This window comes from Mesorhizobium sp. P2_H9 (assembly GCF_056403215.1).
Genome location: NZ_JBFUFX010000001.1, coordinates 1 through 23,979, shown reverse-complemented (window position 1 = coordinate 23,979; position 23,979 = coordinate 1). Strand labels below are relative to the sequence as shown.

The following is a 23,979-nucleotide window of genomic DNA, read 5'->3' as shown; positions in this document are numbered from 1 at the left end:
ACAAACGGCTAGTTTGCCCTCATGAACCAACACGCCAAGCTCAGAATCGGCCATTCGGCCTGTCCGCATGATTGCCCGTCCACCTGCGCGCTCGAGGTCGAGTTGCTTGACGACAAGCGCATCGGTCGCGTCCATGGCGCCAAGGCCAATAGTTACACGGCCGGCGTCATCTGCGCCAAGGTTGCTCGCTATGCCGACCGCGTCCACCATCCCGACCGGCTGCTGAAGCCGCTGATCCGCGCTGGCGCCAAGGGCGAGGGTGCCTGGAAGGAAGCGAACTGGGAGGCAGCCCTCGATCTCGTCGCCGAAAAATTCATTGCGGCTGAGGCAAAATACGGCTCGGAAACGGTGTGGCCCTACTACTATGCCGGCACAATGGGGCTGGTGCAGCGTGACGGTATTGACCGGCTGCGCCATGCGAAAAAATACTCCGGCTTCTTCGGCTCGATCTGCACCAATCTGGCCTGGACCGGCTGGATGGTGGGGGCGGGCGCTCTGCGAGGTCCCGACCCGCGCGAGATGGCCAAATCCGACTGTGTGGTGATCTGGGGCACCAATGCCGTGATCACCCAGGTCAATGTCATGACCCACGCCATCAAGGCGCGCAAGGAACGCGCAGCGAAGATCGTCGTCATCGACGTTTATGAGAACGCGACGATGAAGCAAGCCGATCTCGGCCTGGTGCTGAAGCCCGGCACCGACGGCGCGCTGGCCTGTGCGGTCATGCATGTGCTGTTCAGGGAAGGGATGGCCGACCGCGCCTATCTGGAAAAATACACCGACGACCCGCAGGGGTTGGAAGCGCATCTCAGGACAAAGACGCCCGAATGGGCCGCCGACATCACCGGGCTATCGGTCGCCGAGATCGAGGCCTTCGCCCGCCTCGTCGGCACGACCAAGAAAACCTATTTTCGCCTCGGCTACGGCTTTGCGCGTCAGCGCAACGGCTCGGTCAACATGCACGCGGTGTCCTGCATCGCCGCGGTCACCGGCTGCTGGCAGTATGAAGGCGGCGGCGCCTTCCATTCCAATTCCGGCATCTTCAAGCTCAACCAGGATGTGCTGGAAGGCACGAAGATGCGCGATCCCAGTATCCGCCATCTCGATCATTCCCGCATCGGCCCGGTGCTGACTGGCGCCAAAGACGCGCTCTATGGCGGCCCGCCGGTGACGGCGATGCTGATCCAGAATACCAACCCCGCCAATGTCGCGCCGGAGCAGCGGCTGGTGAAGCAAGGTTTCCTGCGCGACGACCTTTTCTCTTGCGTGCACGAGCAGTTCATGACCGACACGGCCAAGCTCGCCGATGTCGTGCTGCCGGCGACGATGTTTCTGGAGCATGACGACGTCTACAAGGGCGGCGGCAACCAGCACATCACGCTGGGGCCGAAACTGATCGACCCGCCGGAAGGGCCGCGCACCAACCATTTCGTCATCGAGGAACTGGGAAAACGCCTTGGCGTCGCCGACCGGCCAGGTTTCGGCCTGACCGAGCAGCAGCACATCGACATCATTCTCGGCAAACGCGGGCTGGGCAGCTTCGACAGCTTGAAGGAAGACAAGTGGGTCGACCTGCAGCCGGATTTCGAGGCTGCGCATTTCATCAACGGCTTCGGCCACGCGGACGGAAAGTTCCGCTTCCGCGCCGACTGGACCGGGCAGGCGGCACCCAACCGGCCGCCGAAAAGTATGGGCCTGTTCGGGCCGGTGGAACAACTGCCGGAATTTCCCGATCACGTCGATCTGATCGAGGTGGCGGATGAGGCGCACCCGTTCCGGCTGACGACTTCGCCGGCGCGCAACTTCCTCAATTCGACCTTTGCCGAAACGCCGGTGTCGAAGGCCAAGGAGGGGAGGCCGGAGCTGCTCTTGCACCCCGACGATGCGGCGGCCCTCGGGCTCGCCGATGGCGGCCGCGTCGAGGTCGGCAACACGCGCGGCGAAGTGGTCCTGCACGCCAAATTCTTCGACGGCATCAAGCGCGGCGTCGTCATCGCCGAAGGCATCTGGCCCAACAGCGCCCATGAACGCGGCGAGGGCATCAATGTGTTGACCGGCGCCGATGCGCCTGCGCCCTATGGCGGTGCGGCACTGCACGACAACAAGGTCTGGCTCAAGGCGCTGGATTGAATCATCTTCGTAGGGTTAGCTCCTATCTTGTTGGTTAAGCCCGACCTTTCCAAACCGGAGGCGTGTTGCCCCAACCCCTCAAGATAGCCATCGCCGGCGCGCTCGGCCGCATGGGCCGGGAGATGGTGGAAGCCGTCGAGGCCGATGCGCGGCTGGCGCTCACTGCCCGCTTCCATCGGCCGGGCACAACCGGCGAGGGGCTGGTCGGGCGCGACGAGGCGCTTGTCCTTGCCGACGTCGTCGTCGACTTCACCACGCCGGCCGCGTCGGCAGAGCTCGCCAAGGTCTGCGCTGAGCGCGGCGGGCCGGCGCTGGTGATCGGCTCGACCGGTTTCGACGACGCTGAATTGGCCGCTATTGCCGCTGCCTCGCAGACCGTCGCCATCGTGCGCTCCGGCAGTTTCTCGCTTGGGCTCAACGTGCTGGTCGGGCTGGTCGAGCAAGCGGCGAGGGCGCTCGATCCGCAGACCTGTGACATCGAGATTTTTGAGGCACACCACCGACAGAAGATCGATGCGCCGTCGGGCACGGCGCTGATGCTGGGCGAGGCCGCCGCCAGAGGCCGCACCGTCGAGCTGGATGCCGTCGCCAGGCGAGCCCGCGACGGCATTGTTGGTGCACGCCCGACTGGCGAGATCGGCTTTGCGGTGATGCGCGGCGGTAGCATCGTCGGCGAGCACAGTGTCAGCTTCTGCGCCGATGGCGAGGTGCTGACGCTGAGGCACTCGGCCAGCGACCGCTCGATGTTCGCCAGTGGCGCGATCGCCGCCGCCCTTTGGCTGGCGGGCCGCCCGCCCGGCCAATACGACATGCGCGACGTGCTCGGGCTCAACAAAAAGGCAGCACGCTGACCGCGAATCCCTCTCTAGGTTGCCATGGTCGCAGCGCCACTTGTACGAAATCGAACCATTCGGTTCGATTTATGTTGACGCACTGTATCGTGTTCTGTGAACGACGGCCGGCGATTGGCCGCGTCATATAGCCAGTGCTATAACCTAACTACATGATATCTCAATAGAAAATTGTGGCCGCAGCGTCATTTAGTGAATTTCAAGATCGAACCGAACGGTTCGGTTCACACATTTTCGTGATTGGTAATGGCACCAAAGCAGGCCCATCTCGGGGTGGTCCGAGCGACGCGAATTCCTCCCAAGGCACGCCACTTGACGGACAGAACATTAGAAATACTGGAGTACTTAAAATGACCAAGATCGCTCTTACCGCCGCCGCCGCCATCCTCGTTGCCACGGGCACCGCTTTTGCCGACGGGGGCGACCATTCCGGCGCCAACCAGCCGGTTGCTGCTGTCTCCAGCGTCGACAGCACGTACACCGCTTCGATCCAGAAGTCGGATGCGGCAGTCGCGCAGAAGCCGGCCATCCAGAGCAGCGAACAGAACCTTTTCGGCAACCGCTAATCGCGTTTCTCGAACCAGTTCCAATCAATCAAATCTGAAAAATCAGGAGTACATGAAATGAACAAGATCGCTCTTACCGCCGCCGCCATCCTCGTTGCCACGGGTACCGCTTTTGCCGACGGTGGCGACCATTCCGGCGCCAACCAGCCAGCTGCCGCTGTCTCCAGTGTCGACAACACGTACACCGCTTCGATCCAGAAGTCGGATGCGGCAGTCGCCCAGAAGCCGGCCACGCAGGGCAGCCAACAGAACCTTTTCGGCAACCGCTAATCGCGTTGCTCGAACCAGTTCCAATCAATCAAATCTGAAAAATCAGGAGTACATGAAATGACCAAGATCGCTCTTGCCGCCGCCGCTTTCCTCATTGCCACGGGCACCGCTTTTGCCGATGGCGGCGACCATTCCGGCGCCAACCAGCCGGTTGCCAACCAGTCGGTTTCCGATATCGACACCTTTCACACCGGCTCGATCGTGAAGTCTGAAAAGGCGCAGGGTGACGCCAATGCCAAGGTGCCGGCTCAGTCTGGCCAGGGCATCTGGGGTCGTTGATCCCACCTATCTTCGACCACAAAGAGCGGCGGGCTTGGCCCGCCGCTCTTGTTTTTTGCAGCCAATGCCTCGTTCCATCCAGACTTGAACCACTCCAGATCGAAGAGTCTACCCCAGATCCTTCGGCCTACGCCAAATCCTTCGGCCTGAGGCAATGCGTCAGCCGCGCCTCGCCAAAGGCGAGATCCGTCCAGTCGGTGCCAACGACGAAACGGGCCAGCGCCGTGGTCGGGAATTTTTCCGCAAGCCGGTTCAGCGCCGACCGATCCGATTGCGAACCGGCAAGGCGCCGCGCGAATTCTTCCAGCCCGGGATTGTGGCCGAGCACCAGAACGGTGTTGGTCGCGGCACTTGCCTTGCGCACCGCGGCGAGAATGTCCGCCGCCGTCGCTTCGTAAAGCGCCTCGACAAATTCGGCAGGCACTCTCGCCGGCAATTCGGCCGCCACCAGCCGCCATGTGTCGCGGGTGCGCAGCGCCGGCGACACGAGTGCCAGATCGGGCAGCCAGTCGCGCCTCGCCAGTTCGCGTCCGATCAGTGGCGCCGTCTTCAGCCCACGCCCGGACAGCGGCCGGTCGAAATCGGCAAGACCGGGATCGTCCCAACTCGACTTGGCGTGGCGCAGGAGGAGCAGCTGCTTCATCGGTTTCGACTTCAGACGATCAGCTTGTCGGCGGCCTCGCGCAAGACCTCTTCTCCCCACTGGTTCAGGCTCTTGCCTGCGACTTCCGCGGCCAGCGCCACTTTCGAGTGGACTGACGGGTCGACCCGCAGCATGAGATTGCCGGAATAGGGCTTTTGCGGCGACTTGCCGATTTTCGCGCAGGTTTCGACATAGTCGTCCACGGCCTCATGGAAGGCCGCTTTCAGCCCCGCGACCGTTTCCGCGTGGAATGACACACCGTCGCGAATTCCGGCAATCCGGCCGAAGAAAATCTCGTCGTCATCGTCATAGTCGACACGGGCGGCATAGCCCTTGTAGGTCATCGCATTCATGGCTTCACTCCGATCCTCGACAGGAATTGGCGAGCATCTCTCACTTGATATCGTTTCGCTTCTTTTGACGGGTGCGGCCGATGGAAGGTCTCGACTTCGCCGTTGAACACAAACCGCACGCGCGAGCCACTGCCCTCGATCACCTGGCATCCGACCGCTATCAGCAAGGCTTCGATGGCGATCCATTCGATACTGCCTGAACCAGATCCGTGAAGATCGCTTTGAGCACGCGCTTGTGCTTGCTGTTCATGCAAGCACAAATAGGCGAGCATGATGCAAAATGCAATCAAATTATGATTGCAGACAAAGCTTTCACGGCGTAATCCGCGCCAGCTGCTCGAGATCGCGCTCTTCGCGCAGCGGGTCGGGCGCCATCACCACCGACGTGCCGTTGTCGGCATCGTCGGCGAAATGGGCGAGCACGGTGCGGCCGCTTTCCATGCGTGCCTTGCCTTCGGCGACCAGCCCCAGCGCCAGCGGATAGAGCCGGTGCTCGGCCTTGAGCACGCGAGCGGCCAAGGTATCCTCATTGTCGCCGATCATTACCGGCACAGCTGCCTGGGCGATGATCGGCCCGTCATCCATGTCCAGCGTCACGAAATGCACCGTGCAGCCATGAATGCGGATGCCGGCGCGCAGCGCCCGCGCATGCGTATCCAGGCCCTTGAAGGCCGGCAGCAGGGCAGGGTGGATGTTGACCATGCGCCCCAGCCACTTCTCGACGAAACGGGCACCCAGGATGCGCAGGTAACCGGCCAGCGCCACGATCTCGGCGCCGAACCCGACCAGGGCCGCGTCGATTGCCCCGTCATGGGCTTCCTTGCTGGCAAAGTCGGAGCGCTGGATGACCTTGGTGGTGATGCCGCGCGCGGCTGCAATGCCGAGGCCGGCGGCATTGGCCCGGTCGGAAATGACGCCGACGATCTCTGCGGGATAGGCCGGGTCGCTGGCCGCGGCGATCAGCGCCGTCATGTTGGAACCGCGTCCCGAAATCAGCACCACGGTGCGTTTCTTGTTCATAGTCCGATCGAACCCCGATAGATGACGCCGGCATCGCGGCGCGGCACAATGCGGCCGATCGGCGTTACCGTTTCGCCGGCCTCTTGCAGCACGGCGGCGACTTGTGCGGCCTGGCCGGAGGTGACGACGAGGATCATACCGATGCCGCAGTTGAAGGTGCGCATCATCTCTTCCGGTGCCACGCCGCCGGTCTTGGCCAGCCACGAGAACACCGCCGGCACCTCTATCGCGTCGAGGTCGAGCTCGGCGGAAAAGTCTTTCGGCAGCACGCGCGGAATGTTTTCGGGAAAGCCGCCGCCGGTGATGTGGGCCAAGGCCTTGATGCCATGCGTGTTGCGGATCGCCTTGAGGATCGACTTGACGTAGATGCGGGTCGGCTCAAGCAGCGCCTCGGCCAGTGTCGCCTCATCGTTGAAAGGCGCCGGGTCGTTCCAGGCAAGGCCGCTGACGCCGACGATGCGGCGGACCAGCGAAAAACCGTTGGAATGCAGGCCGGATGAGGCGAGGCCGAGCAAAACGTCGCCCTCGACAATGTCGTCGGTCGGCAGAAGCTGGCCGCGTTCGGCGGCGCCCACGGCAAAGCCGGCAAGGTCGTAGTCGTTGCCGTGATACATGCCGGGCATTTCCGCCGTCTCGCCGCCGATCAGCGCGCAGCCGGCCTGCCGGCAGCCTTCGGCGATGCCGCCGACGATCGCGGCCCCCTGGTCGGGGTCGAGCTTGCCGGTGGCGAAATAGTCGAGGAAGAACAGCGGCTCGGCGCCCTGCACGACGATGTCGTTGACGCACATGGCGACAAGGTCGATGCCGATCGTGTCGTGCTTGCCGGCGTCGATGGCGATCTTCAGCTTGGTGCCGACGCCATCATTGGCGGCGACCAGTACCGGGTCGGTGAAGCCGGCGGCCTTGAGATCGAACAGGCCGCCAAAGCCGCCTATCTCGCCATCGGCGCCCGGCCGGCGCGTGGCGCGCACCAGCGGCTTGATCTTCTCGACCATGAGATTGCCGGCATCGATGTCGACGCCCGCCTCGGCATAGGTGAGCCCGTTCTTGCGCTTGGCTGTATCGCGCTTCGTCATGTCCGGCTCGTCGCTGTTTCCCTTGCGGGCTCTTCGCATGAACAGTTTCGGTCTGCAAGGATAACGGCCAAATGCCGGTCTTTTGCCCTCGATAAAATCGTGGACAGCGGCCCCTGCGCCCTTGGTCCTTGCACGCATCCTCCGTCTCCATCATGTATCAGTAAAACAAAAGCGACGGGACATGCGTTTGACCATCCCCAACATGATTACGATCATGCGCTTTGTGCTGGTGCCGGCGGTGGTGCTGGCCATGTTGAAGATGCGCTGGGACTGGGCCTTTGCCGGCTTCCTCGTCGCCGGCATTTCCGACGGCGTCGACGGTTTCATCGCCCGCCGTTTCAACCAGCATTCCAGGCTTGGCGCCTATCTCGATCCGATGGCCGACAAGCTCCTGCTGGTCTCGGTGTTCGTGGTCATGGGCTTCATCGGCGAGCTGCCGCTGTGGCTGGTCGTCACCATGGTGTCGCGCGACGGGCTGATCGTCTGCGCCGTCGTTCTGTCCACCGTCATGGCCCACCCGGTCGAGATGAAGCCGCTCTTCGTGTCGAAGGCCAACACCGCCATCCAGATCGTGCTGGCGGCGGTGGTGCTGGGCGAGCTCGCGCTTGCCATCCACCTCGACCCGCTCAGGCCGGCGCTCATAATCCTGTCCGGGGTCTTGACCGTGGCTTCGGCCGCGGCCTATCTCGTGGCTTGGCTGAGGCATATGAGCGGCTATGGCGAAGGCTCCACCCCGAGCACCTGACCAAGGATCCATCGAAGCGGCTGCTGAAGCGGCTGTGGCCAGCGAAGCTGCGTCTCTGGCGTTTCGGCGTCAAATCTTCTTCTGGCTGGCCAGCGCCGTCCTGCTGGCGCTGTTCCTCTATGTCTTCTCCAGCATCCTGTTGCCCTTCGTCGCCGGCATGGTGCTGGCCTATTTCCTCGATCCCGTGGCCGACCGGCTGCAGCGGCTCGGCCTGTCAAGGCTGATGGCGACAGTGGTCATCCTCATCGCCTTTATCATCATCCTGGTGCTGGCGTTCGTCATCCTGATCCCTGTGCTGGCGACGCAGATGGCCGATTTCGCCAACAAGCTGCCGGAATATCTGACCCGGCTGCAGAGCCTGATCACCTCTTTCGATCCGAAATGGATCGAACAGAAATTCGGCGTCAACGCCAACGGCCTGCGCGACGGGCTGAACTCGCTGCTGACCTCCGGCTTCGGCCTGCTCACCACCGTGTTCACCTCGATCTGGAGCTCCGGCGTGGCCCTTGTCTCGGTGGTCAGCCTGTTCGTGGTCACTCCGGTCGTTGCCTTTTACATGCTGCTCGACTGGGACCGCATGGTGGCGATCGTCGACAGCTGGGTGCCGCGCGACTATGTCGAGACCGTCAGGGGCATCGCCAAGGACATCAACACCGCCACCGCCGGTTTCGTGCGCGGCCAGGGCACGCTCTGCCTGGTGCTGGGCGCCATGTATGGCACCGGCCTGACACTGACGGGTCTCAATTTCGGCATCCTCATCGGCCTGTTCGCCGGGCTGATCTCCTTCATTCCTTATGTCGGCTCGTTGACCGGGCTGGTGCTGGCGGTCGGCGTCGCCTTCGTCCAGTTCTGGCCCGACTGGACCATGGTGGTGGCGGTCGCTTGCGTGTTCTTTGTCGGCCAGTTCATCGAGGGCAACATTTTGCAACCCCGGCTGGTTGGCAAAAGCGTCGGCCTGCATCCAGTGTGGCTGATGTTTGCGCTGTTTGCCTTCGGCGCGCTGTTCGGCTTCGTCGGCCTTTTGATCGCCGTGCCGGCCGCTGCCGCCATTGCCGTGCTGGTGCGCTTTGCCATTGCCCGCTATCTCGAATCGCCGCTCTACAAKGGCCACGGCACCGAGCCTGTTCCGCCGCTGCCGGCCAGCCGCCGCAGGGGCGGGCCGCGCGGTTGAGCCTGATGGCGGACCAATCCGAAACGCCGCGTCAACTGCCGCTCGATCTCGGCCATGGCACCGGCTATTCGCGCGACGATCTCGTCGTCTCCGGCACCAATGAACAAGCAGTCGTGCTGGTCGACCGCTGGCCGGACTGGCCCTCGCCGGTGGTCGTGCTGGCCGGCCCGGCGGGCTCCGGCAAGACCCATCTGGCCTCGATCTGGTGCGCCCGCGCCAGCGCGATGAGGGTCGACGCCCGGCGCATCGGCGACTGCATGGCAAATCTTGGCGCGCGGCCGGCCCTGATCGACGATGTCGATGCCGGCCCGGTCGACGAAGCCGGATTGTTCCACTTGATCAACGCGGTGCGCGGCGCCGGCTCGCAGCTTTTGTTGACCGCACGGCGCTTTCCCGCCGCCTGGGGCGTTGCGCTGCCCGACCTTGCCTCACGGCTGAAGGCGGCGGCGACGGTCGAGATCCACGAACCCGACGATCTCTTGCTGGCCGGCGTCATCACCAAACTGTTCGCCGACCGCCAGGTCGAGGTCGAACCGCATGTCGTGCAATATCTGGTGCGCCGCATCGAGCGCTCGTTGGCGACTGCCATGCGCGTGGTGGAGCGGCTGGACCGCACGGCCCTCGAGCGCAAGACGCCGATCACCAGGGCGCTGGCCGCCGAGACCGTCAGCGCCATGGACGAAGGGCAGGGCGAGTTCGAGATTTAGGCTGTCGTAGGCTTTGGTGTGCCGCTGCCAAGAGGCGTAGGCTGTTCTACTTTCGCGGCAACTTCTTGCAATGTCGCCATCAGCCTGTTGATTTGCGACAGAGTGGTGGTCATTTCCGGACCGTATCGCGTGACTAAATATTCTCGGTTGCCGGTAAGCAGGGCAAGGTGGTGTGCGGTGCGTTTTCGCAGGACCAATCCCGAGCTGATCGCTTTAGCGGTGCGTGCGGCGAAATCATGATGCAGGCCACGCACCGTCCTATGATCGGAACCATTCAGAAGTAGATGGGCATTCAGGTAGAGTTCGATTGCGTGAAGAGCCGCGAAGCGACAGGGAACCAGGGAAATTGCATTGCCCTTGCGACGATGTTCCAGCAGACGGATCGCTGCACATCTAAATTCACTGGCGAGTCCAAGTACCTGTTGGGCCGTTGCCTCTTCACCTGGATATGAAACACTCATTCTACTTGTCAGCCATAAATCGCCGCCCGAGCCGTTTTTCGAAGATGACACTAAGTTGAGTACCACGTCAAAGTCCAACCTTCGGCTTTTAGAACGCTGGAGCGATAAATCTGACGGCCACTGTCCCATTTTGGGATGTAATTGCTGGCATCCATCTTGCTGCTATCGCCTTGCCGGCTAACCCCGGTCCTGATTGCGTTCCAAATCAGGTTAGTAGGCTCGTCGGGAATGAGGCTGTTGGGGTTCTCGCCCGGCGAGCTTGCCTTCAGATCGAGTGGTCGCCAGAGCGTCCTGCAAAAGGGCGCTCCCTTCACGCCCACAGCCCGGCCAGATGCTGGACCACCAGATAAACCGCCGTATGCGCCGCCACATAGCAGACGGCGACGACGACAAAAAACATCAGGTTGGTGAACCGTGACCGGGCGGCGCTGCCGTCCTGCTTCTTGCTTGGCCGGTTGTTCCACATCCACAGGGCGGCGCAGACAATTGCCCAGACGACCATGACCGGAATCGTGAAACCGTAATAAGAGAAGTAGGCAGGGCCAATCAGCGACAGCCACGCTTCAAGACCAAGCATCCAGAATCCCCTCCTTTGCCGAAGTCTAGACCGGCGACAGCGATGGAAGCGAGGGGGTTGTCGGTGCCGCAGGTGCGCTCGGTCCGGGGGAGCCATTCGCTTGCCCAAGCTCAATCGCAGCCGCAAGGCAGCACTCCGGCCAGCGAAGCCCGGCCGGAGCAAATCTCGAATGATCAGGTCAATTGCAGACCCTGACCTCCTCGATCACTCTGTGATGATGGCGCCAGTGCTTGATCAGCTCAATATGGCACCGGTGATGCCTGTGCTGGCGCTGCCACTGCCAGTCATTGTTCTGGTCGTCGCCGTAATTGTCATTGTTGTCGTTGTAATCGATGTGGCGATTGTGATGACGGCGAATTTGTATTTCACCATTGTCGGGAAAATATTGATCGCCGTCGTCGGATTGGATGATCACACTGGCAGCTTGCGTCGGTGCCAGGACAGCGGCCGATCCGGCAAACGCGATCATGGAAGCGAGTATCAGGTTCTTCATTGTTAACTCCTTGGATCCAACAACACACAACTCGCGGAATGAATTCGCGTTCCAAACCAAATCGGCAGTTCAGCCGGCGAAGACCTGGTGAAGTTCGCATTCCTGGCGCGCATAGAGCCGCAAACCGGCACTGCCATGCGCCATGCCGGCGCGCTCCTTCGGGCGGCCGTTTGCGTCAGCCAATGGGTTGGTTTTCCTGGCCGCGCCCCGTACGGCGAACGCTATGGCGCTATCGGCCACGATGGGTCTTTTTATCACTGAGAGAAAGAATGGTCGGAGTGGAGAGATTCGAACTCCCGACCCTCTGGTCCCAAACCAGATGCGCTACCAGGCTGCGCTACACTCCGAGCTTTGCGGCGTATAAGGTTCCGGGCGCGGCTGTGCAACCCCTAAACCGCGAACGGCAACGAACGCGACGCGCTTTAGCCAGCCGCGCGCCATCGCCGTGACCGGACAAATCCCTTGAGCGTCTTCAAATCCATTGCGGCGCCGAAAGCGTAGCCTTGCAGCATGTCGCAGCCGAGCGTCTGCAGGATACGGACATGCTCCATGGTTTCGACGCCTTCCGCGACAACCTCGATGCCAAGCGACCTGCCGATCTCGATGATCGATGCGACAAGCTGCCTTTGCTGTTCGGATTCGACAATCGGGCTGATCAGCTGGCGGTCGATCTTCAGGCGCCGTGGCCGCAGCTTGAGCAGGCTGACTATGGAGGCATAGCCGGTACCGAAATCGTCAATCTCGATGTCGATGCCGAGATGCTTGATCTGCTCGATGTTCCAGGTCACGAGATCGTCACTCTCATCGAGGAAGATCGATTCGACGAGTTCGAAGGAGACGGTTCCGGCCCTGATGTTGAGGTCGCGCAGGCTCTTGATCAGTTCCTTGTCCTGGAGCCGCCGTGCCGACACGTTGACCGATACACGGGGGATCTGGAGTCCCTCAATCGCCCACTCGTCGAAGCTGGCCAGCGCCTGCTCGAGCACCACCTTGTCAATCGTCGAGACGACGTTCAGTTCCTCGGCGATGCTCAGGAAGTGGTCCGGGGGCAGAATTCCCATTGTCGGATGTTTCCAGCGCGCCAGCGCCTCGACGCCTGCGATCTCGAGTGTCCTTGCGTCGAACTGAAGCTGGTAATAGGCGACGAATTCCTGGCGTTCGAGGCCGCCCAGAATCTCGTCGGCAACCCGCTTTGTGTTGACGATCTTCTCTTGCAGGGCATTGGAGAAGAATTCATAGCGGTTGCGGCCATTGCTCTTGGCCCGGTAGAGCGCGATGTCGGCATTGACCAGCAGGTCCTTGCCGACGAGGTTTGGGCCGTCGTCGGTGGCAATGCCGACGCTGACGCCGAAGCGGCATTGGTGCCCCTGATAGTAGACCGGCTGGCGCATCTCGGCGATGATCCGCTCGGCGAGCTGGGCGAGTTCCTTGTCGTCGCAATTCCAGCTGACCACGACGAACTCGTCGCCGCCGATGCGGGCGACAAAATCATGATCGCGAACATTGGCGCTCAGCACTTCGGCGGCATGGATCAGCATCGCGTCGCCGGCTGCATGGCCAAGCGTGTCGTTGATCTGCTTGAAGCGGTCGAGGTCGATGTGCAGCAGCGCGATACGGCCATCACCCGGCTTGCGGGAGAAGCTCTCCAGCATCTCGTCCAGAAATCGCCGATTCGGCAGGCCGGTCAGCGAATCGTGCATCGCATTGTGCTCGATGCGCGACTTGGCGAGTTCGAGCTCGGAGTTGCGCGTCTCCGCCAGTTGCCGAGCCCGTTCCAGGTCTTGGTTCAACAGCACATCGGCAGTTACGTCCCACTCGGCGCCGATCATCTTTGGCGTGTCGTTGCCGTCCTGGAAGAATGCTGCCCTGGTGCGCAGATAGCGGATTTCGCCATTGGGAAGAACGATCCGGTAATCCGACGAGTAAGGTCCTTTGGTGGAGGCCGAGCGATCGAAATCTTCCAAGGCCCGGGGCAGATCGAGCGGATGGATGGCGCCGGCCCAGTCCTCATAGCCGCGCGGCTTGCCGTCTGGTTCCTTGCCGTAGATCTCGTTGACCCGGTCGTCCCACACCAACGAGCCGCTGGCGATATCGTGCTCCCAGACGCCGATCGCAGACGCTTCCATCGCCAGTTCCAGGCGTCGCGACAGGCGCCGCAGTTCGGAGTAATTGCGCTGCCGCTCGCCGACCAGCCGGCCTGCTACAAGGATCGGTATCACCATCGCTGCTGCGGCCGCTCCCATCACCGCGCGCAGCCACCAGACCTCGGCATCCATCGACGTCCAGCCGCCCTTGGGGATCGCCGCGATTTGCCAGGATCCGGAGGGAAGCATGACGTCGGCCGTCACCGGATTGTCCTGGCCGACGCTGTCGTCGCCGAAGAAGCGCGCGCCGGCAACGCCGGTCGCATCCTTGCCGGTGAGGGTGATGTCGAGGCCGAGATCGGGGTCGAGCAGGCCGCTGGCTTCGTAAAGCCGGTCGACATCGATGACCGCCGAAACGATACCCCAGAAACGGTCGCTGTTGGCGGCCCCTTTGACGAAGACGGGAAAGCGCCCGATGAAGCCCTTGCCGCCCTGCTTGAGGTCGACCGGGCCGGCCAGGATCAGCGTTTTCTCATCGCGCGCCCTGAGCGCGGCTTCGCGCTGCTTTGGATCGGTGCGGTAGTCGAGACCTATGGCCTTTTCGTTGCCGGCCATCGGGTACATCAGGGAAACCACGAGATCCGGCGCGGCGGCGATGTTGCGCAACAACGTGTCCTCGCTGAGCACATTGCTGGCCAGCTGGGCGAAACGCTGCTGGCCCATATAGGGTTCGGTCACAATCGTCGCGACCAGGCCCCTGACCAGGTGCAGGCTGCCACTGATATTGCCTTCGAGCTTGGTTCGCACAAGGTTGACCCGCGCCAGCACATCAGCCCGCGCCGCCTGCTCTGCGACTACTCGATTTTGATGGTCGGCAAACGCGGCGCAGATCGCGATGACCACAACAGCAATCACCGCCGGAATGTTGGCCGGTGAAAACACGGCCTGACGAATGCGGCCGAAGCTGGTGTTGAAAGCAGTCAATTGCGCGTCGACCTGTTTTGCCTCCAGGCCCGAACAGGGCCGCAGTCACGTTAGCCCGAACTACTTAACTTTGACTTGCCATAGCGCCTGGAAAATTTCGAGACCTGCGGCGCAAACATGCAATTATCGATGTTTTGCATGAATCCGCGGGGGTTTGAGCCTGATTGCCGGTACCTGGTCCTTAAAGGATCGGCGATATCGCATCCGACCCAAGCAGAGCTTCGACAAGATCGCCGATCAAGTGCGGCAGCACTTCGAACGCATAGCCGACATGCAGCCGTTCAAGCCGCGTGTGATAGTCGCGTCCCCATGGCCCTGCGTTGATTGTTGGAATGTTGCCGACCCCGTTCTTGTCTGGCCAACGCACGCCGGCCCGCCACATCGGCGTGTTGCGGGCAACAACGTCGATATCGCGTTCGTCCGCCTCGCCAAGGAAGCTCATGTCGGAGATGCCGGCAAAATAGTCTGTGCAACCGATCGCGACGCCGTAGCGGGCCTCAGCAGTGGAGGCGATCTTCAACGCAATGGCGCGCAGCCTTGCAGCGGCCGGACTGTCGGACAGGTGGGTCGGCAAATAGGGGACTGAGCCGAACCCGGTGACGACAGCTGGGCCGGGCAGCTGGCTGAGGCGCCACGCCTGCTCGGTCATCACTAGGCATTGTTCGGGCAGCGACAGTCCGCCAGCGGCGAGCGCAACGCCGGTCGCCTGCAATTCTCCCCGGTTGCCGGGATTGACCCTCACCGCCTCCGCTTCCACCTGTTCGTAGCGATGGATCGGGATCGCCGTACCCAGCGCGTTGGCGGCACCGGCATGGCCGGACTGGGCGATCCGCTGGCGCAACTGGTCGAGATGGGATGATGCTGCCTCTCGGCAGAGCCGGTCGAAACGCTCCAGCACGTCGGCCGGCGTGCGGCGGTAATTCAGCACGTTGAAGGTAACGAACGCCGTCGCCGGCGTCGTCACGTCATAGCCGGACTTGCCGTCGCGCATGCTGAGCATGCTTGGCGGCGTGCCCGGCAGGGAGGCTTGCGCATCGGTCAATTCCGAGGCCCATTCGACGCGCGCCGCGATTGCCGCGGCCAGCGTTGCCGCGTTGACGCCGTTCAGCGGAAAGCCGCTATGGGTCGGAATGCCGACGACGCAAGCCGTCGTCAGCACCTTGCCGACGGTGCCGAGCGCGATGATGCGGCCCTGGCTGCCGTCGCCGTCATCGGCGATGGCATCGAGATTGATCGCGGCGACGAAATCGAGGTCGCGTTCCCCGGCGATCCGCGGCAGTTCCTGTGCCGCACGCCGCGCGCCGGCCGAATTGTTCTCTTCATCCGGGACGGCAAGGAAAAGGACGTTGCCGGTCTTGGTGACGGCTTCGCAGAACGCCGCACTCGCCGCCAGCCCGGCGGCAAGACCGGCCTTCATGTCGAGCAGGCCGCGCCCCGGCAGGAAATCCTGCGTCGAAAAGTCGGCCTTGGCCCGCAAGGCTGCCGGCGTATCGGCGCGCTCGGCCAGTCTTTGCCGCAGGCCGTCCAACAGCCGCTTGGGATCGGTCGCCACCGGCCGCAGATCGCCATAGTCGTCGATCGACACGGTGTCATAGTGGCCGGTGAGAATGACGGTGCCGCGGCCGCTGCCGCGCATCAACATCGCCACGCATTGCCGCGGATCGCCGTCGGCCACAGGGATGGTCCAGATCTCGGCGCCGTCAAAGACCGGATCGATGCGCAATCTCTCAGCAAGCCAAGGTCCGAACGCGGCCTCGCCGGGCGTTCCGGTGACGCTCTGCTGCAGGGTCAGTGTTGTGGCCCAGTCCCTTGCGTGGCTGGATAGTCGTCGGGCCTGGTCGATGCTGCGTCTCCAGCCTGAATGGCTTTTCGCGAAGTTTGAAGTCAAAGCCGCAAAAGTTCAAGGCGCCCGATCCGGTCGGCGATCGCCTTCGCCTGGATCACGGCGTTGGCAAAACAGCCGCGAATGCTCGGCCGCATGCCGGTAAACCACAGGCCGGGCAGCTTCGGGTCGCTGTCGGCGCCGTTGAACAGCGGCACGCCCTTGCCATCGAGCACGCCGAGCTTGCCGACCATGGTCTCGAGCCCGGTGCGGTAGCCGGTCGCGGCGATAACGATATCGGGTTGGATCAGCATGCCGTTGTCGAGAACGACACCGTCGTGGGTGAATTCCCGAATTTGTGGCACGACGATGATCTTGCCGGTCTTGATGGCGTCGACGGCGCCGTCGTCGGAGGCGATCGCGGTGTAGTGCGAGGTGAGGCGGCTCGCCCCGCCCGAAAGTGCTGGTGGCATGCCGAATTTCCTGAGATCGCCGAAGACCAGCCGCTGCGTCGCCGCAATCACCGCATCGGCGAGCCTGAGCGGGAAGCGCGCCAGCAACGGCGAGAACCGGTGGACGGCGATCCGGCCGATGCGCTTAGGCAAGAGCGCGGGGCCGTGTCGCGCCGACAGCCAGATCTTTGCGGTGTTGGCACCCGCCAGGTGATTGAGCGCGTCGAAGCCGGAGTTTCCGGCGCCGACCACCAGCACCTGTCTGCCGGCATAGTTCTCGGCCGCGCCGAAATCGGCCGAATGGATGATCCGTCCGGCAAAATCCCTCATGCCTTTCCAGGCCGGGATGAACGGCTGCCGGTCGCGCCCGGTGGCGATCACCACGTGGCGTGCCAGTCGCGACCCGCCACTGGTTCGCACCAGCCAGTGGTCGCCGTCGAAGACGACCTCCTCGACCGCGACGCCGAACTCGACCGGCAGCCGGTGCATTGCGCTGAACGCGTTCAGATGGCGAATGACGGCGGTCCGGTGCGGGAAGGCGGGGGTGTCGGCAGGAAAGGCGACGCCGGGCAGCGCCGAGAGATCGCGATGCGTGTTCAGGTGCAGATGTTCGTGCCGCCGGTGCCACGGCTCGGCCAGCCGTGTTTCCTTTTCCAGCACCACCGTCGGCACACCGGCCTTGATTAACGCTTGGGCAGCGGCCAGCCCGGCGCCGCCGGCGCCGATGACGATCGTGCCGTCGAAAATCGCTTGCTGGCCGGTAGGAACGTGCAAGATCCCTGATTCCAAGCCTGTATCTGTCACCGTCGTCAGCATAGCCCTGATTGGCACGCCAGTGTATCTGGCCGATGCCGCTTGGCGGAGGCGCGGGATGCGCCGCCGTTGCAAAGCCTTGCCGCCGGGACCATTGCACAGTATTGACGGAAACAAGGCGGCGCAGCCGCCTTGACCCAGCAACGAGGTGCCCATGTCAGCGCGCATTTTCAGCCCAGCCAAAACCGCGATGCAGTCCGGCAAGGCCAAGACCGGCCACTGGGTGCTGGAATTCGATCCGGAATCGCGCAAGAAGATCGACCCGCTGATGGGCTATACGACCTCCGGCGATATGAGAAGCCAGATCAGGCTGACCTTCGACACCAGGGAAGAAGCGGTGGCCTATGCCGAGAAGGAAGGGCTGGCCTTCCGCGTCGAGGAGCCGAAGGAAACCAAGCGCCGCCAGATTTCCTATGCGGAGAATTTCCGCTATGACCGCAGGACGCCCTGGACGCATTGACCGGCATCGCCGGGCAGCGCCAGCGCCAATGGAAAGATCAGCCGGTCCCTGGGCCGGCCCCAGTGGTCCCGTAGCTCAGCTGGATAGAGCACCGGCCTTCTAAGCCGATGGTCACAGGTTCGAATCCTGTCGGGATCGCCAATAAAACATTGATTTTGCTACATTATTAGCTTCGGGCGAACGTCGCATAAGATGGCTTTTGCGGTCGTGTCAGCACCGTGTCAGTAGACTTCAAAGAAAAGCCCGCCACCGTGAGGCAGCGGGCGATCATGACTTCTTACCGCCGTTTGGATTTGGTGACGGTGCCTCTCGCACATCTCGCGGTGGCGGATCGACATGTTTAGGCTCAGGCGATGCTTCCTTGTCGGGATGACGGACAGGTGTCTTCTGCGGATCGGGCTGCTTGGGTGGCGGATCTTTGGTTTTGTTTTGCATATCCAGTTTCCTCCCTTCTCTCCAACTGGATCGCCGCTCTCTTTGTTCCCATTTTAGCGCCGTTAAAATGCCCGCCACCTTGAGGCAGCGGGCTTCAATTGGGTTCGCAAGGCTTCCGGTGGCAAGTGCCGGTCGGCAGCTTCCAACTGTCGACCGGTGCGCCTACGATGTTCCCAATCTCAGGAATCGTCAAAGCGCGGCCTTGGCGCGGGAGGAAGAGTTGTCCGAACTTCCAAAAAAGCAATCGGCCGTCGAAGCGCTAAGAATGGGCTTCGAGACCCACAAGTCGCTTTCCGGGCACATTACCCGAGCAGAGCGCAACAACATGATCGCCCGGAATATCCTTCACGAGGACCTCGGCTATTTTTCTGACGCGCTGACGTCCTATAGCCTTGACGAAGAGACGCGTGACCGGCTGATAGCACATGGCAGGCAGGACGCCGCTCATGCACTGACCAATACGATCACGTTGATGGAAGGCCAGGATTCGCAGAAGTGGACGAACCGGCTGCTGATGATCGTGATTATTCTTCTAGGGTACATAGCTTACAGGGTCAGCGCCTAGCTCACGGCGGCGACCGCAGGTCCGATCAAAGTGCAAACTTGCATCTTGATCCCCAAGCCCCGCTAGCGTGCGTTTTCGGCAGGGATGGCAATCGCCGGCTAGGCTGTCGTTAGCCTTATTCGTAGCGGAATTCGCGGGCAGCATAGTCCTCAAGTTGCTTAAGGACTACCTTCAACGTCTGATAGAACGGCTTGAACACGTCCACGATACCGTCCCCAAGGGTGTCGACTTTGCCAGCCGCGCGCTTTTCGGCGGCCTTAAACATCCAACCCTCATATGTTCTTGCTGCAACCTCGAGTTCATTCAAGGACTGATCGAACTGGGGAAAAATATATGGACGAAATGGCTCGGACTTTCGACAATGGCGAAGGCGGATGCGTGTCCTCGTGCCCAAACACTCGGATATTCTTCACGAGATCGAGCCAGTGTTCGTACGCGTAAATCGCATCCATGAGCTCTTCGAATTTTTCGACCTTCTGTTTCTTCTTTTCCGATCGTTCGCTCAGCCAATAAGACAAAGGGGGGCCGACCAAACCGCCCAGGATGCCGATAACACCACCTACGATCACCGGAATGAGTGTATCAAGCATGTTTCTCCCCCCGTTCGACTCTACACTGATCATAGCGATTCGGGTTCTCAATGACACGCTTCCCCGGTGACGTCCGCTTGATCATTAGAGCTTCTTTTTCGGCGTGATCTCCTCGATCTGCGCCTTTACGCCGTCCTGAATCATCGTCGGCGTCGAGTTCATTCCAAGAGAGCGGCGGCGGCGCTGGCGTCAGGTTGCGGAAGTCGCCTCCGCCTTCCAAGTAGGCGCGTCTGACGCCTGTATCATTTTAATACAATCCCCAATTGCTAGACTCTCGCCGTGCACAGGCAGTTAGTGCAACGTCAGGCCATGGAGGGGAGGCCGCGCGGCGGGAGGAGCAACGGTGGCGGTGCAAAAGGAAGACTATCGAACGAATAGAGCCGACTATGTGATTGCGGCGAAGCGTGGCCAAGCGACCGCTGATGACGGTGCTCGAGCTGAGCTACTGGCAATGAAAAAGAAGACTCTTTGGCTGAAAGACCGGCGATCCGCCAAATTGTCTGAAAACCCGGCCGAAAGTTCGCCAGGGCCGAAAGGCAGACCGCGCGGTTAGCTCGGCGCCATGCGGACAGCACCCACGACATTGCACCCGGCGGAAATATAAACAGCCTGTTCGTTTTGAGATGTGCTAGTCTCTAGCTTGGCGCTAACCCCCAGTTTCTGGGGGAGCCGGCGACGGGGTTGGCGGCTGGGCGGCCGTCAGCCTGCCTTACCTAAAGTGGCCCTCCCAAGAAAGGAGCGCGCTATGCCAATCAGCGAAGCTGATTTCATTCACCTAGAGAATATCAAGCACTTTGAGAAGAAGCTTGAAACGGAAATAGACCCGATCAATCGCGCCCGGCTTTTGAAGCTCCTCGCCCAAGAGACGGCTTGGATGCTCCCTCACGTTGCGGCTGTTTCTAAGATCTAGATCAGTGCCGGCCTGTGGCTGATTATGACTTTGGGTTTGTCAACGACATCATCACCCTTGGGTAGCTGTCCGTCAGCGCTTCTTCGGCTTCGGCGTGATTTCCTCGATCTGCGCCCTCACACCGTCCTGAATCATCGCCTGTTCAAGCGCCTCGGCTCCGGCCTTGTCTTTGGTCGTCAGGATGGTGGGCCAATACGGCTTGTCGAACACGCTCACGATGTAGATCGTGGCAGGCTTTTGCTGCTTCCATCGTTCGTACTGATAAGCCCCAATTTTTCAGCAAAGGTATATATTTTAGCCAGCCGGACGCGCCCGTTCTCAAGGCCGCTGCCGGTCAGGCCCAGCGGCCTTCCGCTGCCAGTCCCCCTAGCAACCAAGCCGCTGGGCCGCCCGCCCTAAGTCTCCGGCTTGGTGCTTTCGCAAGTCGGTTTCCAGTCGCGGTTCCTGCGCTCCTGGTCGCGGTCAAATGCCAAGGGCTTAACGCGCGCTTGTCCTATTCCACCCTTTAGTTGCGTCCTTCGTTCATTTGGTTGTGTTCCGCCTATATTAGCAGGCGCGTATATCTCCCATCAGCCGGCGCCGCCCTCTTGATGCCCCTGCCGGTTAGGCCCGGCACTTGCTGGCCTACCCCGCCCCAGGTGCCGGGCCGCTGCTTCCGCGCTGCCGAAGCAGGCGGGACTGCTTACGGCGCGCCGACAAGTGCCTCAAGTTCATTACGCGTAAATTCGATCAGGTATCGGTACCTCGAATCGTCCGAGTAGATGCCCTCGGCTTCAATCGATATCACCGGGCCGCCTGTTCCAGATTTGACATCGCCAGCGATCAACGGTCGTTGGAAGATGATCCGAGACACGCCTTCCCGCTTGGAGGGCCCCACCAGAATCCGCATTGCCTTACCCCGTTCTGTCGCTTCGCGATGAATTGGCGGACCCTCACCCACCCCCAACACATATCTGCTCTGTGCAATTGCGATGCCAACTAACTGATCCAATATGGGTCACGTTGGCAACAGAGTGGACCCAGCGTTGATCCCGATATTGAATCGGCCACAGGACGGAATTATTATTGCCAGTCACCATTTTGTTCCCAGCCCTTGGATGGGAGGTTTCACCATGGATAAGCTGGCTGTTTCGGTATCAGCTTTCGACCGCGACGTACTGCGCAGTGCCTTCAAAAATTCCGTCTATGAAGATGGTATCCCCGAGGATCAATGGCGCGAATACGCGGCGCAAATGATCCGCGATTTCACCGGGACGGAGACGGTCGATCCTGACTTGGTGGAATGGATCGTGCGACGTAGCCAGAATGCTAGAGTGGGCGCATACTCAGCCGATGAAGCTGCCAGTTCCAGCTGATCTCGCCAACGACAACGGCAAGCCAGAAGATCACCTAGCCGTGGTCGTGGTGGCGCTGCACGATGCCGTCAAAGGGCTGACGCGCCCGTTGAGTTGCTTGAAGCACCTCCGAAGGGAGAACCCCCACGGTGGCCTACACGGTGATCTGGTATGGGAGGCAGGGCATCTTTGAGAAGACGCCCTTCGAAGCCGAAAAAGCTGCTCGGGACCACGCACTCGCCACCTATCCTTCTCGCAAGGAGGTTGATGGTATCGTGGCGATGGAAATTCGGAACGGTGACGGCAAGGTTGTCTTCAGTTTGGCGGGATAGCCAGACAGCGCCAACAATACCCAGCCATAGGGGAATGGCCGGTGCGGTTGGGGCGAGTTTGGGGCGGCGGCCACACCGGCCATTGCGGGAGGGGTTTGACGCTCCCCGCGCTGCCTAAATTATGAGCATATTAGCAATCGTGCAATTAACCCCATGGCACTTTCAAGCTAGGCTGGCGGCCTTTCGTTCGTGAAACGTCCATCAACCGTTCGTACCTATATTAGCTATCGCTAGTGCGCTGCACAGACCCTGTCCCACCATTCCACCGGATGAACGACGCATCCTTGCCCGATTGTAATTGGCCGGCTTGTCGGTCATTCCGTTGCCTTCCGGTAGGCGTTCGGAGTGATGTCTGGCGTATAGATCAGCCCGACTCTCTTGCCGTCGCACTTGGCGCATTTCAGCTTCGGCGTGAGGTCATCGGCCATCGCTGGCGCATCTGGGCCGAAGCGGTCGCGGAGCTTCACCAGGTCGAGCTTTTGGCTATGGTTGCACGGCGCATGATGGCAGTGCGCCGTCACCGTCATCTTCTCATCGATCAGACTTTGGAACGTCCAGCCTTTGCCCGCCATATGGCCGATATAGCGCGACCCAGCGAAGCCCGCCACCTCGCCTTTTAGTCGCCTGGCGGACTGAGAACCCCGTAGTCGACCGAACGGGCGCCTGCTTCTACATCATCTCCGCTCGCGGCTAGGCCTTGGCGAAACAACTCCCGAACTGCGTCTGATCGGCTTGGCATTCTTTTCTCAAAGCGCCAGGCGTCCAGGACCGCGAGTTCCTCGGCATTGAGCATGATCTGTAGACGGAAGGTTCGCTCGCGGGGCAAAGGGGTGCTCTCCCTTCAGAATTCAATCTGCCATACCGGCGTCGTGGTGCACGATCGCGTCCAGGATTGCCTCGTAGACGCTGCCGGTTTCTTCCTCGATCTCCATGCTGCTGATACCGATTGCCTTGGCGTCGGCGAATAGCTTCTGGGTCAGCTCGGCAACAGAGATGATGTCGGCGCCGACCGTTTCGGGGACGTTGCTGGAAATCCATTTGTACACAAAGTCGGTTCCGCGTGTGCTCATGAGCAGATAAAGCGCGTTCCGTAAATTAGGTTCCGCTCATCTTGGGCTGGCGCTGGATTGCAGAGCCCTTACCATTAGCGTAGCCTAATTGTGGAGCCGATATTTTGGAGCAACAAGGGAGAGGGTTATGGGCAAGCATCTGTGGCTAGGCTTGATGTTAGCGTGCTCAGGAACGCTTTTGAGCAGCGTGGCCGAGGCAAAAGCCTTTAAAACCTTCTCAAGCAAAGAGTGCAGAAACGACTACAAACGGCTTTGCCCGGGGAAACCAATTGGCCAATGTGATCTTCAAAGCATGATCGATCAGCTATCCCTCCCATGCAAAGCATTAGTCGAGAAGCACAAATAAACGTCAATCCCCTTCCCGGAAATCCTGCAGCGAGACATGCCGCAAGTCTTCCTCGCCGCGCAGGTGCTTCACAGTGACAACGAGGCCCGGCTTGATCCATTGCGTGGCCGGCCGCTTCATGCCCTTGGGCGCCGTCCCTTAAGCGCGGAAGGGACCACCGACCTTCCTAAGCCTGCCCCGCATTCTCATGCCCTCGTCAATAGTTGCGCTCCTTGTCGACTCGGATCCTGCTGTCGGAGAGAGAAGGGCGAAACGATAGACCTTCAAAGCAGGTTGCTTGGCCTCTTGTCTGACAGGTCGGCAGAGCGCGCGGGAAAGTGCTTCGGCAGTGCGCCGGTCGAGTTCAAGCATGACGTTCTCGTATGTGTCGGAAATGCCGCAATTGGGGCAACACAAGAGGTCCGACCCGTGCGGCTCACCGACGCCTAGAGGCACTTTGC

Annotated in this window: 30 protein-coding genes and 2 tRNA genes; 14 read left to right on the top strand and 18 right to left on the bottom strand. The window is 61.3% G+C overall.

Annotated features, from left to right (window positions below; genetic code table 11):
• Positions 1 to 21: 21 nt before the first annotated feature.
• The 5 genes from AC1DXN_RS00160 to AC1DXN_RS00140 all read left to right on the top strand — a co-directional run bounded on the left by AC1DXN_RS00160 (position 22) and on the right by AC1DXN_RS00140 (position 4,096).
• Positions 22 to 2,130 carry a molybdopterin oxidoreductase family protein gene (locus AC1DXN_RS00160; RefSeq protein ID WP_477272353.1) on the top strand — a complete coding sequence of 703 codons (2,109 nt, stop codon included), beginning with the start codon at positions 22 to 24 and terminating at the stop codon, positions 2,128 to 2,130.
• A 65-nt stretch (positions 2,131 to 2,195) separates the two neighbouring features.
• Positions 2,196 to 2,981 carry a 4-hydroxy-tetrahydrodipicolinate reductase gene (gene dapB, locus AC1DXN_RS00155; protein ID WP_477272355.1) on the top strand — a complete coding sequence of 262 codons (786 nt, stop codon included), beginning with the start codon at positions 2,196 to 2,198 and terminating at the stop codon, positions 2,979 to 2,981.
• A 350-nt stretch (positions 2,982 to 3,331) separates the two neighbouring features.
• Positions 3,332 to 3,547 carry a DUF680 domain-containing protein gene (locus tag AC1DXN_RS00150; RefSeq protein ID WP_477272357.1) on the top strand — a complete coding sequence of 72 codons (216 nt, stop codon included), beginning with the start codon at positions 3,332 to 3,334 and terminating at the stop codon, positions 3,545 to 3,547.
• 57 nt (positions 3,548 to 3,604) lie between these two features.
• The gene (locus AC1DXN_RS00145) at positions 3,605 to 3,817 is read left to right on the top strand and encodes a DUF680 domain-containing protein (RefSeq protein WP_477272358.1); all 213 of its coding nucleotides are present in this window, start codon (positions 3,605 to 3,607) and stop codon (positions 3,815 to 3,817) included.
• Positions 3,818 to 3,874: 57 nt separating this feature from the next.
• Positions 3,875 to 4,096, top strand: coding sequence for a DUF680 domain-containing protein (locus AC1DXN_RS00140; protein ID WP_477272360.1), 222 nt, complete (start codon positions 3,875 to 3,877; stop codon positions 4,094 to 4,096).
• 127 nt (positions 4,097 to 4,223) lie between these two features.
• Here the strand turns inward: AC1DXN_RS00140 and AC1DXN_RS00135 are convergent, their stop codons facing one another.
• From AC1DXN_RS00135 to purM, 5 genes are read right to left on the bottom strand one after another with little or no spacing between them, the layout of a single operon-like run.
• Complete coding sequence (locus tag AC1DXN_RS00135; protein WP_477272362.1) at positions 4,224 to 4,739, bottom strand: SixA phosphatase family protein; 516 nt, start codon at positions 4,737 to 4,739, stop codon at positions 4,224 to 4,226.
• Between the two features lie 11 nt (positions 4,740 to 4,750).
• Positions 4,751 to 5,092, bottom strand: a complete 342-nt coding sequence (locus AC1DXN_RS00130) for a type II toxin-antitoxin system HicB family antitoxin (protein WP_477272364.1) — start codon at positions 5,090 to 5,092, stop codon at positions 4,751 to 4,753.
• Complete coding sequence (locus AC1DXN_RS00125; RefSeq protein WP_477272366.1) at positions 5,089 to 5,364, bottom strand: type II toxin-antitoxin system HicA family toxin; 276 nt, start codon at positions 5,362 to 5,364, stop codon at positions 5,089 to 5,091. Before AC1DXN_RS00125 ends, AC1DXN_RS00130 begins: the two co-directional genes overlap by 4 nt.
• Positions 5,365 to 5,404: 40 nt before the next feature.
• Positions 5,405 to 6,112 carry a phosphoribosylglycinamide formyltransferase gene (gene purN, locus AC1DXN_RS00120; RefSeq protein WP_477272368.1) on the bottom strand — a complete coding sequence of 236 codons (708 nt, stop codon included), beginning with the start codon at positions 6,110 to 6,112 and terminating at the stop codon, positions 5,405 to 5,407.
• The gene (gene purM, locus AC1DXN_RS00115) at positions 6,109 to 7,188 is read right to left on the bottom strand and encodes a phosphoribosylformylglycinamidine cyclo-ligase (protein WP_477272370.1); all 1,080 of its coding nucleotides are present in this window, start codon (positions 7,186 to 7,188) and stop codon (positions 6,109 to 6,111) included. The genes purN and purM overlap by 4 nt, the downstream gene beginning before the upstream one ends.
• Positions 7,189 to 7,375: 187 nt before the next feature.
• Here purM and AC1DXN_RS00110 point away from each other — a divergent pair, with 187 nt between their 5' ends.
• The 3 genes from AC1DXN_RS00110 to hdaA are packed head-to-tail and all read left to right on the top strand — an operon-like array spanning position 7,376 to position 9,811.
• Entirely contained in the window at positions 7,376 to 7,933 is a 558-nt protein-coding gene (locus tag AC1DXN_RS00110; RefSeq protein ID WP_477272443.1) for a CDP-alcohol phosphatidyltransferase family protein, read from the top strand.
• A complete protein-coding gene (locus tag AC1DXN_RS00105) occupies positions 7,905 to 9,104 on the top strand; it encodes an AI-2E family transporter (RefSeq protein WP_477421427.1) in 1,200 nt (399 codons plus the stop codon). Before AC1DXN_RS00110 ends, AC1DXN_RS00105 begins: the two co-directional genes overlap by 29 nt.
• A 5-nt stretch (positions 9,105 to 9,109) precedes the next feature.
• Complete coding sequence (gene hdaA, locus AC1DXN_RS00100) at positions 9,110 to 9,811, top strand: DnaA regulatory inactivator HdaA (RefSeq protein WP_477248141.1); 702 nt, start codon at positions 9,110 to 9,112, stop codon at positions 9,809 to 9,811.
• Here the strand turns inward: hdaA and AC1DXN_RS00095 are convergent.
• The 7 genes from AC1DXN_RS00095 to AC1DXN_RS00065 all read right to left on the bottom strand — a co-directional run bounded on the left by AC1DXN_RS00095 (position 9,808) and on the right by AC1DXN_RS00065 (position 17,500).
• Entirely contained in the window at positions 9,808 to 10,338 is a 531-nt protein-coding gene (locus AC1DXN_RS00095) for a hypothetical protein (protein WP_477421426.1), read from the bottom strand. The two genes, hdaA and AC1DXN_RS00095, sit on opposite strands and share 4 nt — an antisense overlap.
• Before the next feature lie 244 nt (positions 10,339 to 10,582).
• The gene (locus AC1DXN_RS00090; protein ID WP_477272376.1) at positions 10,583 to 10,849 is read right to left on the bottom strand and encodes a hypothetical protein; all 267 of its coding nucleotides are present in this window, start codon (positions 10,847 to 10,849) and stop codon (positions 10,583 to 10,585) included.
• A gap of 178 nt (positions 10,850 to 11,027) precedes the next feature.
• The gene (locus AC1DXN_RS00085; protein ID WP_477248133.1) at positions 11,028 to 11,342 is read right to left on the bottom strand and encodes a hypothetical protein; all 315 of its coding nucleotides are present in this window, start codon (positions 11,340 to 11,342) and stop codon (positions 11,028 to 11,030) included.
• A gap of 270 nt (positions 11,343 to 11,612) precedes the next feature.
• Positions 11,613 to 11,689 (bottom strand) — tRNA-Pro (locus AC1DXN_RS00080).
• 75 nt (positions 11,690 to 11,764) lie between these two features.
• Positions 11,765 to 14,380 (bottom strand): bifunctional diguanylate cyclase/phosphodiesterase, encoded by a 2,616-nt coding sequence (locus AC1DXN_RS00075; protein ID WP_477272445.1) that lies wholly within the window; start codon positions 14,378 to 14,380, stop codon positions 11,765 to 11,767.
• A gap of 211 nt (positions 14,381 to 14,591) precedes the next feature.
• The gene (locus AC1DXN_RS00070; protein WP_477272378.1) at positions 14,592 to 16,133 is read right to left on the bottom strand and encodes a M20/M25/M40 family metallo-hydrolase; all 1,542 of its coding nucleotides are present in this window, start codon (positions 16,131 to 16,133) and stop codon (positions 14,592 to 14,594) included.
• Between the two features lie 161 nt (positions 16,134 to 16,294).
• A complete protein-coding gene (locus AC1DXN_RS00065; RefSeq protein WP_477272447.1) occupies positions 16,295 to 17,500 on the bottom strand; it encodes a flavin-containing monooxygenase in 1,206 nt (401 codons plus the stop codon).
• A 151-nt stretch (positions 17,501 to 17,651) separates the two neighbouring features.
• On the opposite strand from AC1DXN_RS00065, the gene AC1DXN_RS00060 reads away from it, so the two are divergent.
• Positions 17,652 to 17,957, top strand: a complete 306-nt coding sequence (locus AC1DXN_RS00060) for an ETC complex I subunit (protein WP_477248127.1) — start codon at positions 17,652 to 17,654, stop codon at positions 17,955 to 17,957.
• 64 nt (positions 17,958 to 18,021) lie between these two features.
• Positions 18,022 to 18,098 (top strand) — tRNA-Arg (locus AC1DXN_RS00055).
• Positions 18,099 to 18,224: 126 nt separating this feature from the next.
• Here AC1DXN_RS00055 and AC1DXN_RS00050 read toward each other — a convergent pair.
• Positions 18,225 to 18,392 (bottom strand): hypothetical protein, encoded by a 168-nt coding sequence (locus tag AC1DXN_RS00050; protein ID WP_477272380.1) that lies wholly within the window; start codon positions 18,390 to 18,392, stop codon positions 18,225 to 18,227.
• Positions 18,393 to 18,612: 220 nt separating this feature from the next.
• Here AC1DXN_RS00050 and AC1DXN_RS00045 point away from each other — a divergent pair, with 220 nt between their 5' ends.
• Positions 18,613 to 18,957, top strand: coding sequence for a hypothetical protein (locus tag AC1DXN_RS00045; protein ID WP_477272382.1), 345 nt, complete (start codon positions 18,613 to 18,615; stop codon positions 18,955 to 18,957).
• Between the two features lie 115 nt (positions 18,958 to 19,072).
• Here AC1DXN_RS00045 and AC1DXN_RS00040 read toward each other — a convergent pair whose 3' ends face one another.
• Positions 19,073 to 19,222: a hypothetical protein gene (locus AC1DXN_RS00040; protein ID WP_477272384.1), complete on the bottom strand. Its 150-nt coding sequence runs from the start codon at positions 19,220 to 19,222 to the stop codon at positions 19,073 to 19,075.
• 34 nt (positions 19,223 to 19,256) lie between these two features.
• Positions 19,257 to 19,547, bottom strand: a complete 291-nt coding sequence (locus AC1DXN_RS00035; protein WP_477272385.1) for a hypothetical protein — start codon at positions 19,545 to 19,547, stop codon at positions 19,257 to 19,259.
• Positions 19,548 to 20,292: 745 nt separating this feature from the next.
• On the opposite strand from AC1DXN_RS00035, the gene AC1DXN_RS00030 reads away from it, so the two are divergent.
• Positions 20,293 to 20,457: a hypothetical protein gene (locus AC1DXN_RS00030; protein WP_477272387.1), complete on the top strand. Its 165-nt coding sequence runs from the start codon at positions 20,293 to 20,295 to the stop codon at positions 20,455 to 20,457.
• A 72-nt stretch (positions 20,458 to 20,529) separates the two neighbouring features.
• Here the strand turns inward: AC1DXN_RS00030 and AC1DXN_RS00025 are convergent, their stop codons facing one another.
• Positions 20,530 to 20,673 (bottom strand): hypothetical protein, encoded by a 144-nt coding sequence (locus tag AC1DXN_RS00025; protein ID WP_477272389.1) that lies wholly within the window; start codon positions 20,671 to 20,673, stop codon positions 20,530 to 20,532.
• An 896-nt stretch (positions 20,674 to 21,569) separates the two neighbouring features.
• Here AC1DXN_RS00025 and AC1DXN_RS00020 point away from each other — a divergent pair.
• Complete coding sequence (locus tag AC1DXN_RS00020; RefSeq protein ID WP_477272391.1) at positions 21,570 to 21,812, top strand: hypothetical protein; 243 nt, start codon at positions 21,570 to 21,572, stop codon at positions 21,810 to 21,812.
• 128 nt (positions 21,813 to 21,940) lie between these two features.
• Positions 21,941 to 22,123, top strand: coding sequence for a hypothetical protein (locus tag AC1DXN_RS00015; RefSeq protein WP_477272393.1), 183 nt, complete (start codon positions 21,941 to 21,943; stop codon positions 22,121 to 22,123).
• A 314-nt stretch (positions 22,124 to 22,437) separates the two neighbouring features.
• Here AC1DXN_RS00015 and AC1DXN_RS00010 read toward each other — a convergent pair whose 3' ends face one another.
• Together AC1DXN_RS00010 and AC1DXN_RS00005 are read right to left on the bottom strand one after the other, a co-directional pair.
• Positions 22,438 to 22,731, bottom strand: a complete 294-nt coding sequence (locus AC1DXN_RS00010) for a hypothetical protein (RefSeq protein ID WP_477272395.1) — start codon at positions 22,729 to 22,731, stop codon at positions 22,438 to 22,440.
• A gap of 240 nt (positions 22,732 to 22,971) precedes the next feature.
• Positions 22,972 to 23,193 (bottom strand): DUF768 domain-containing protein, encoded by a 222-nt coding sequence (locus tag AC1DXN_RS00005; RefSeq protein WP_477272397.1) that lies wholly within the window; start codon positions 23,191 to 23,193, stop codon positions 22,972 to 22,974.
• Positions 23,194 to 23,979 lie beyond the last annotated feature (786 nt).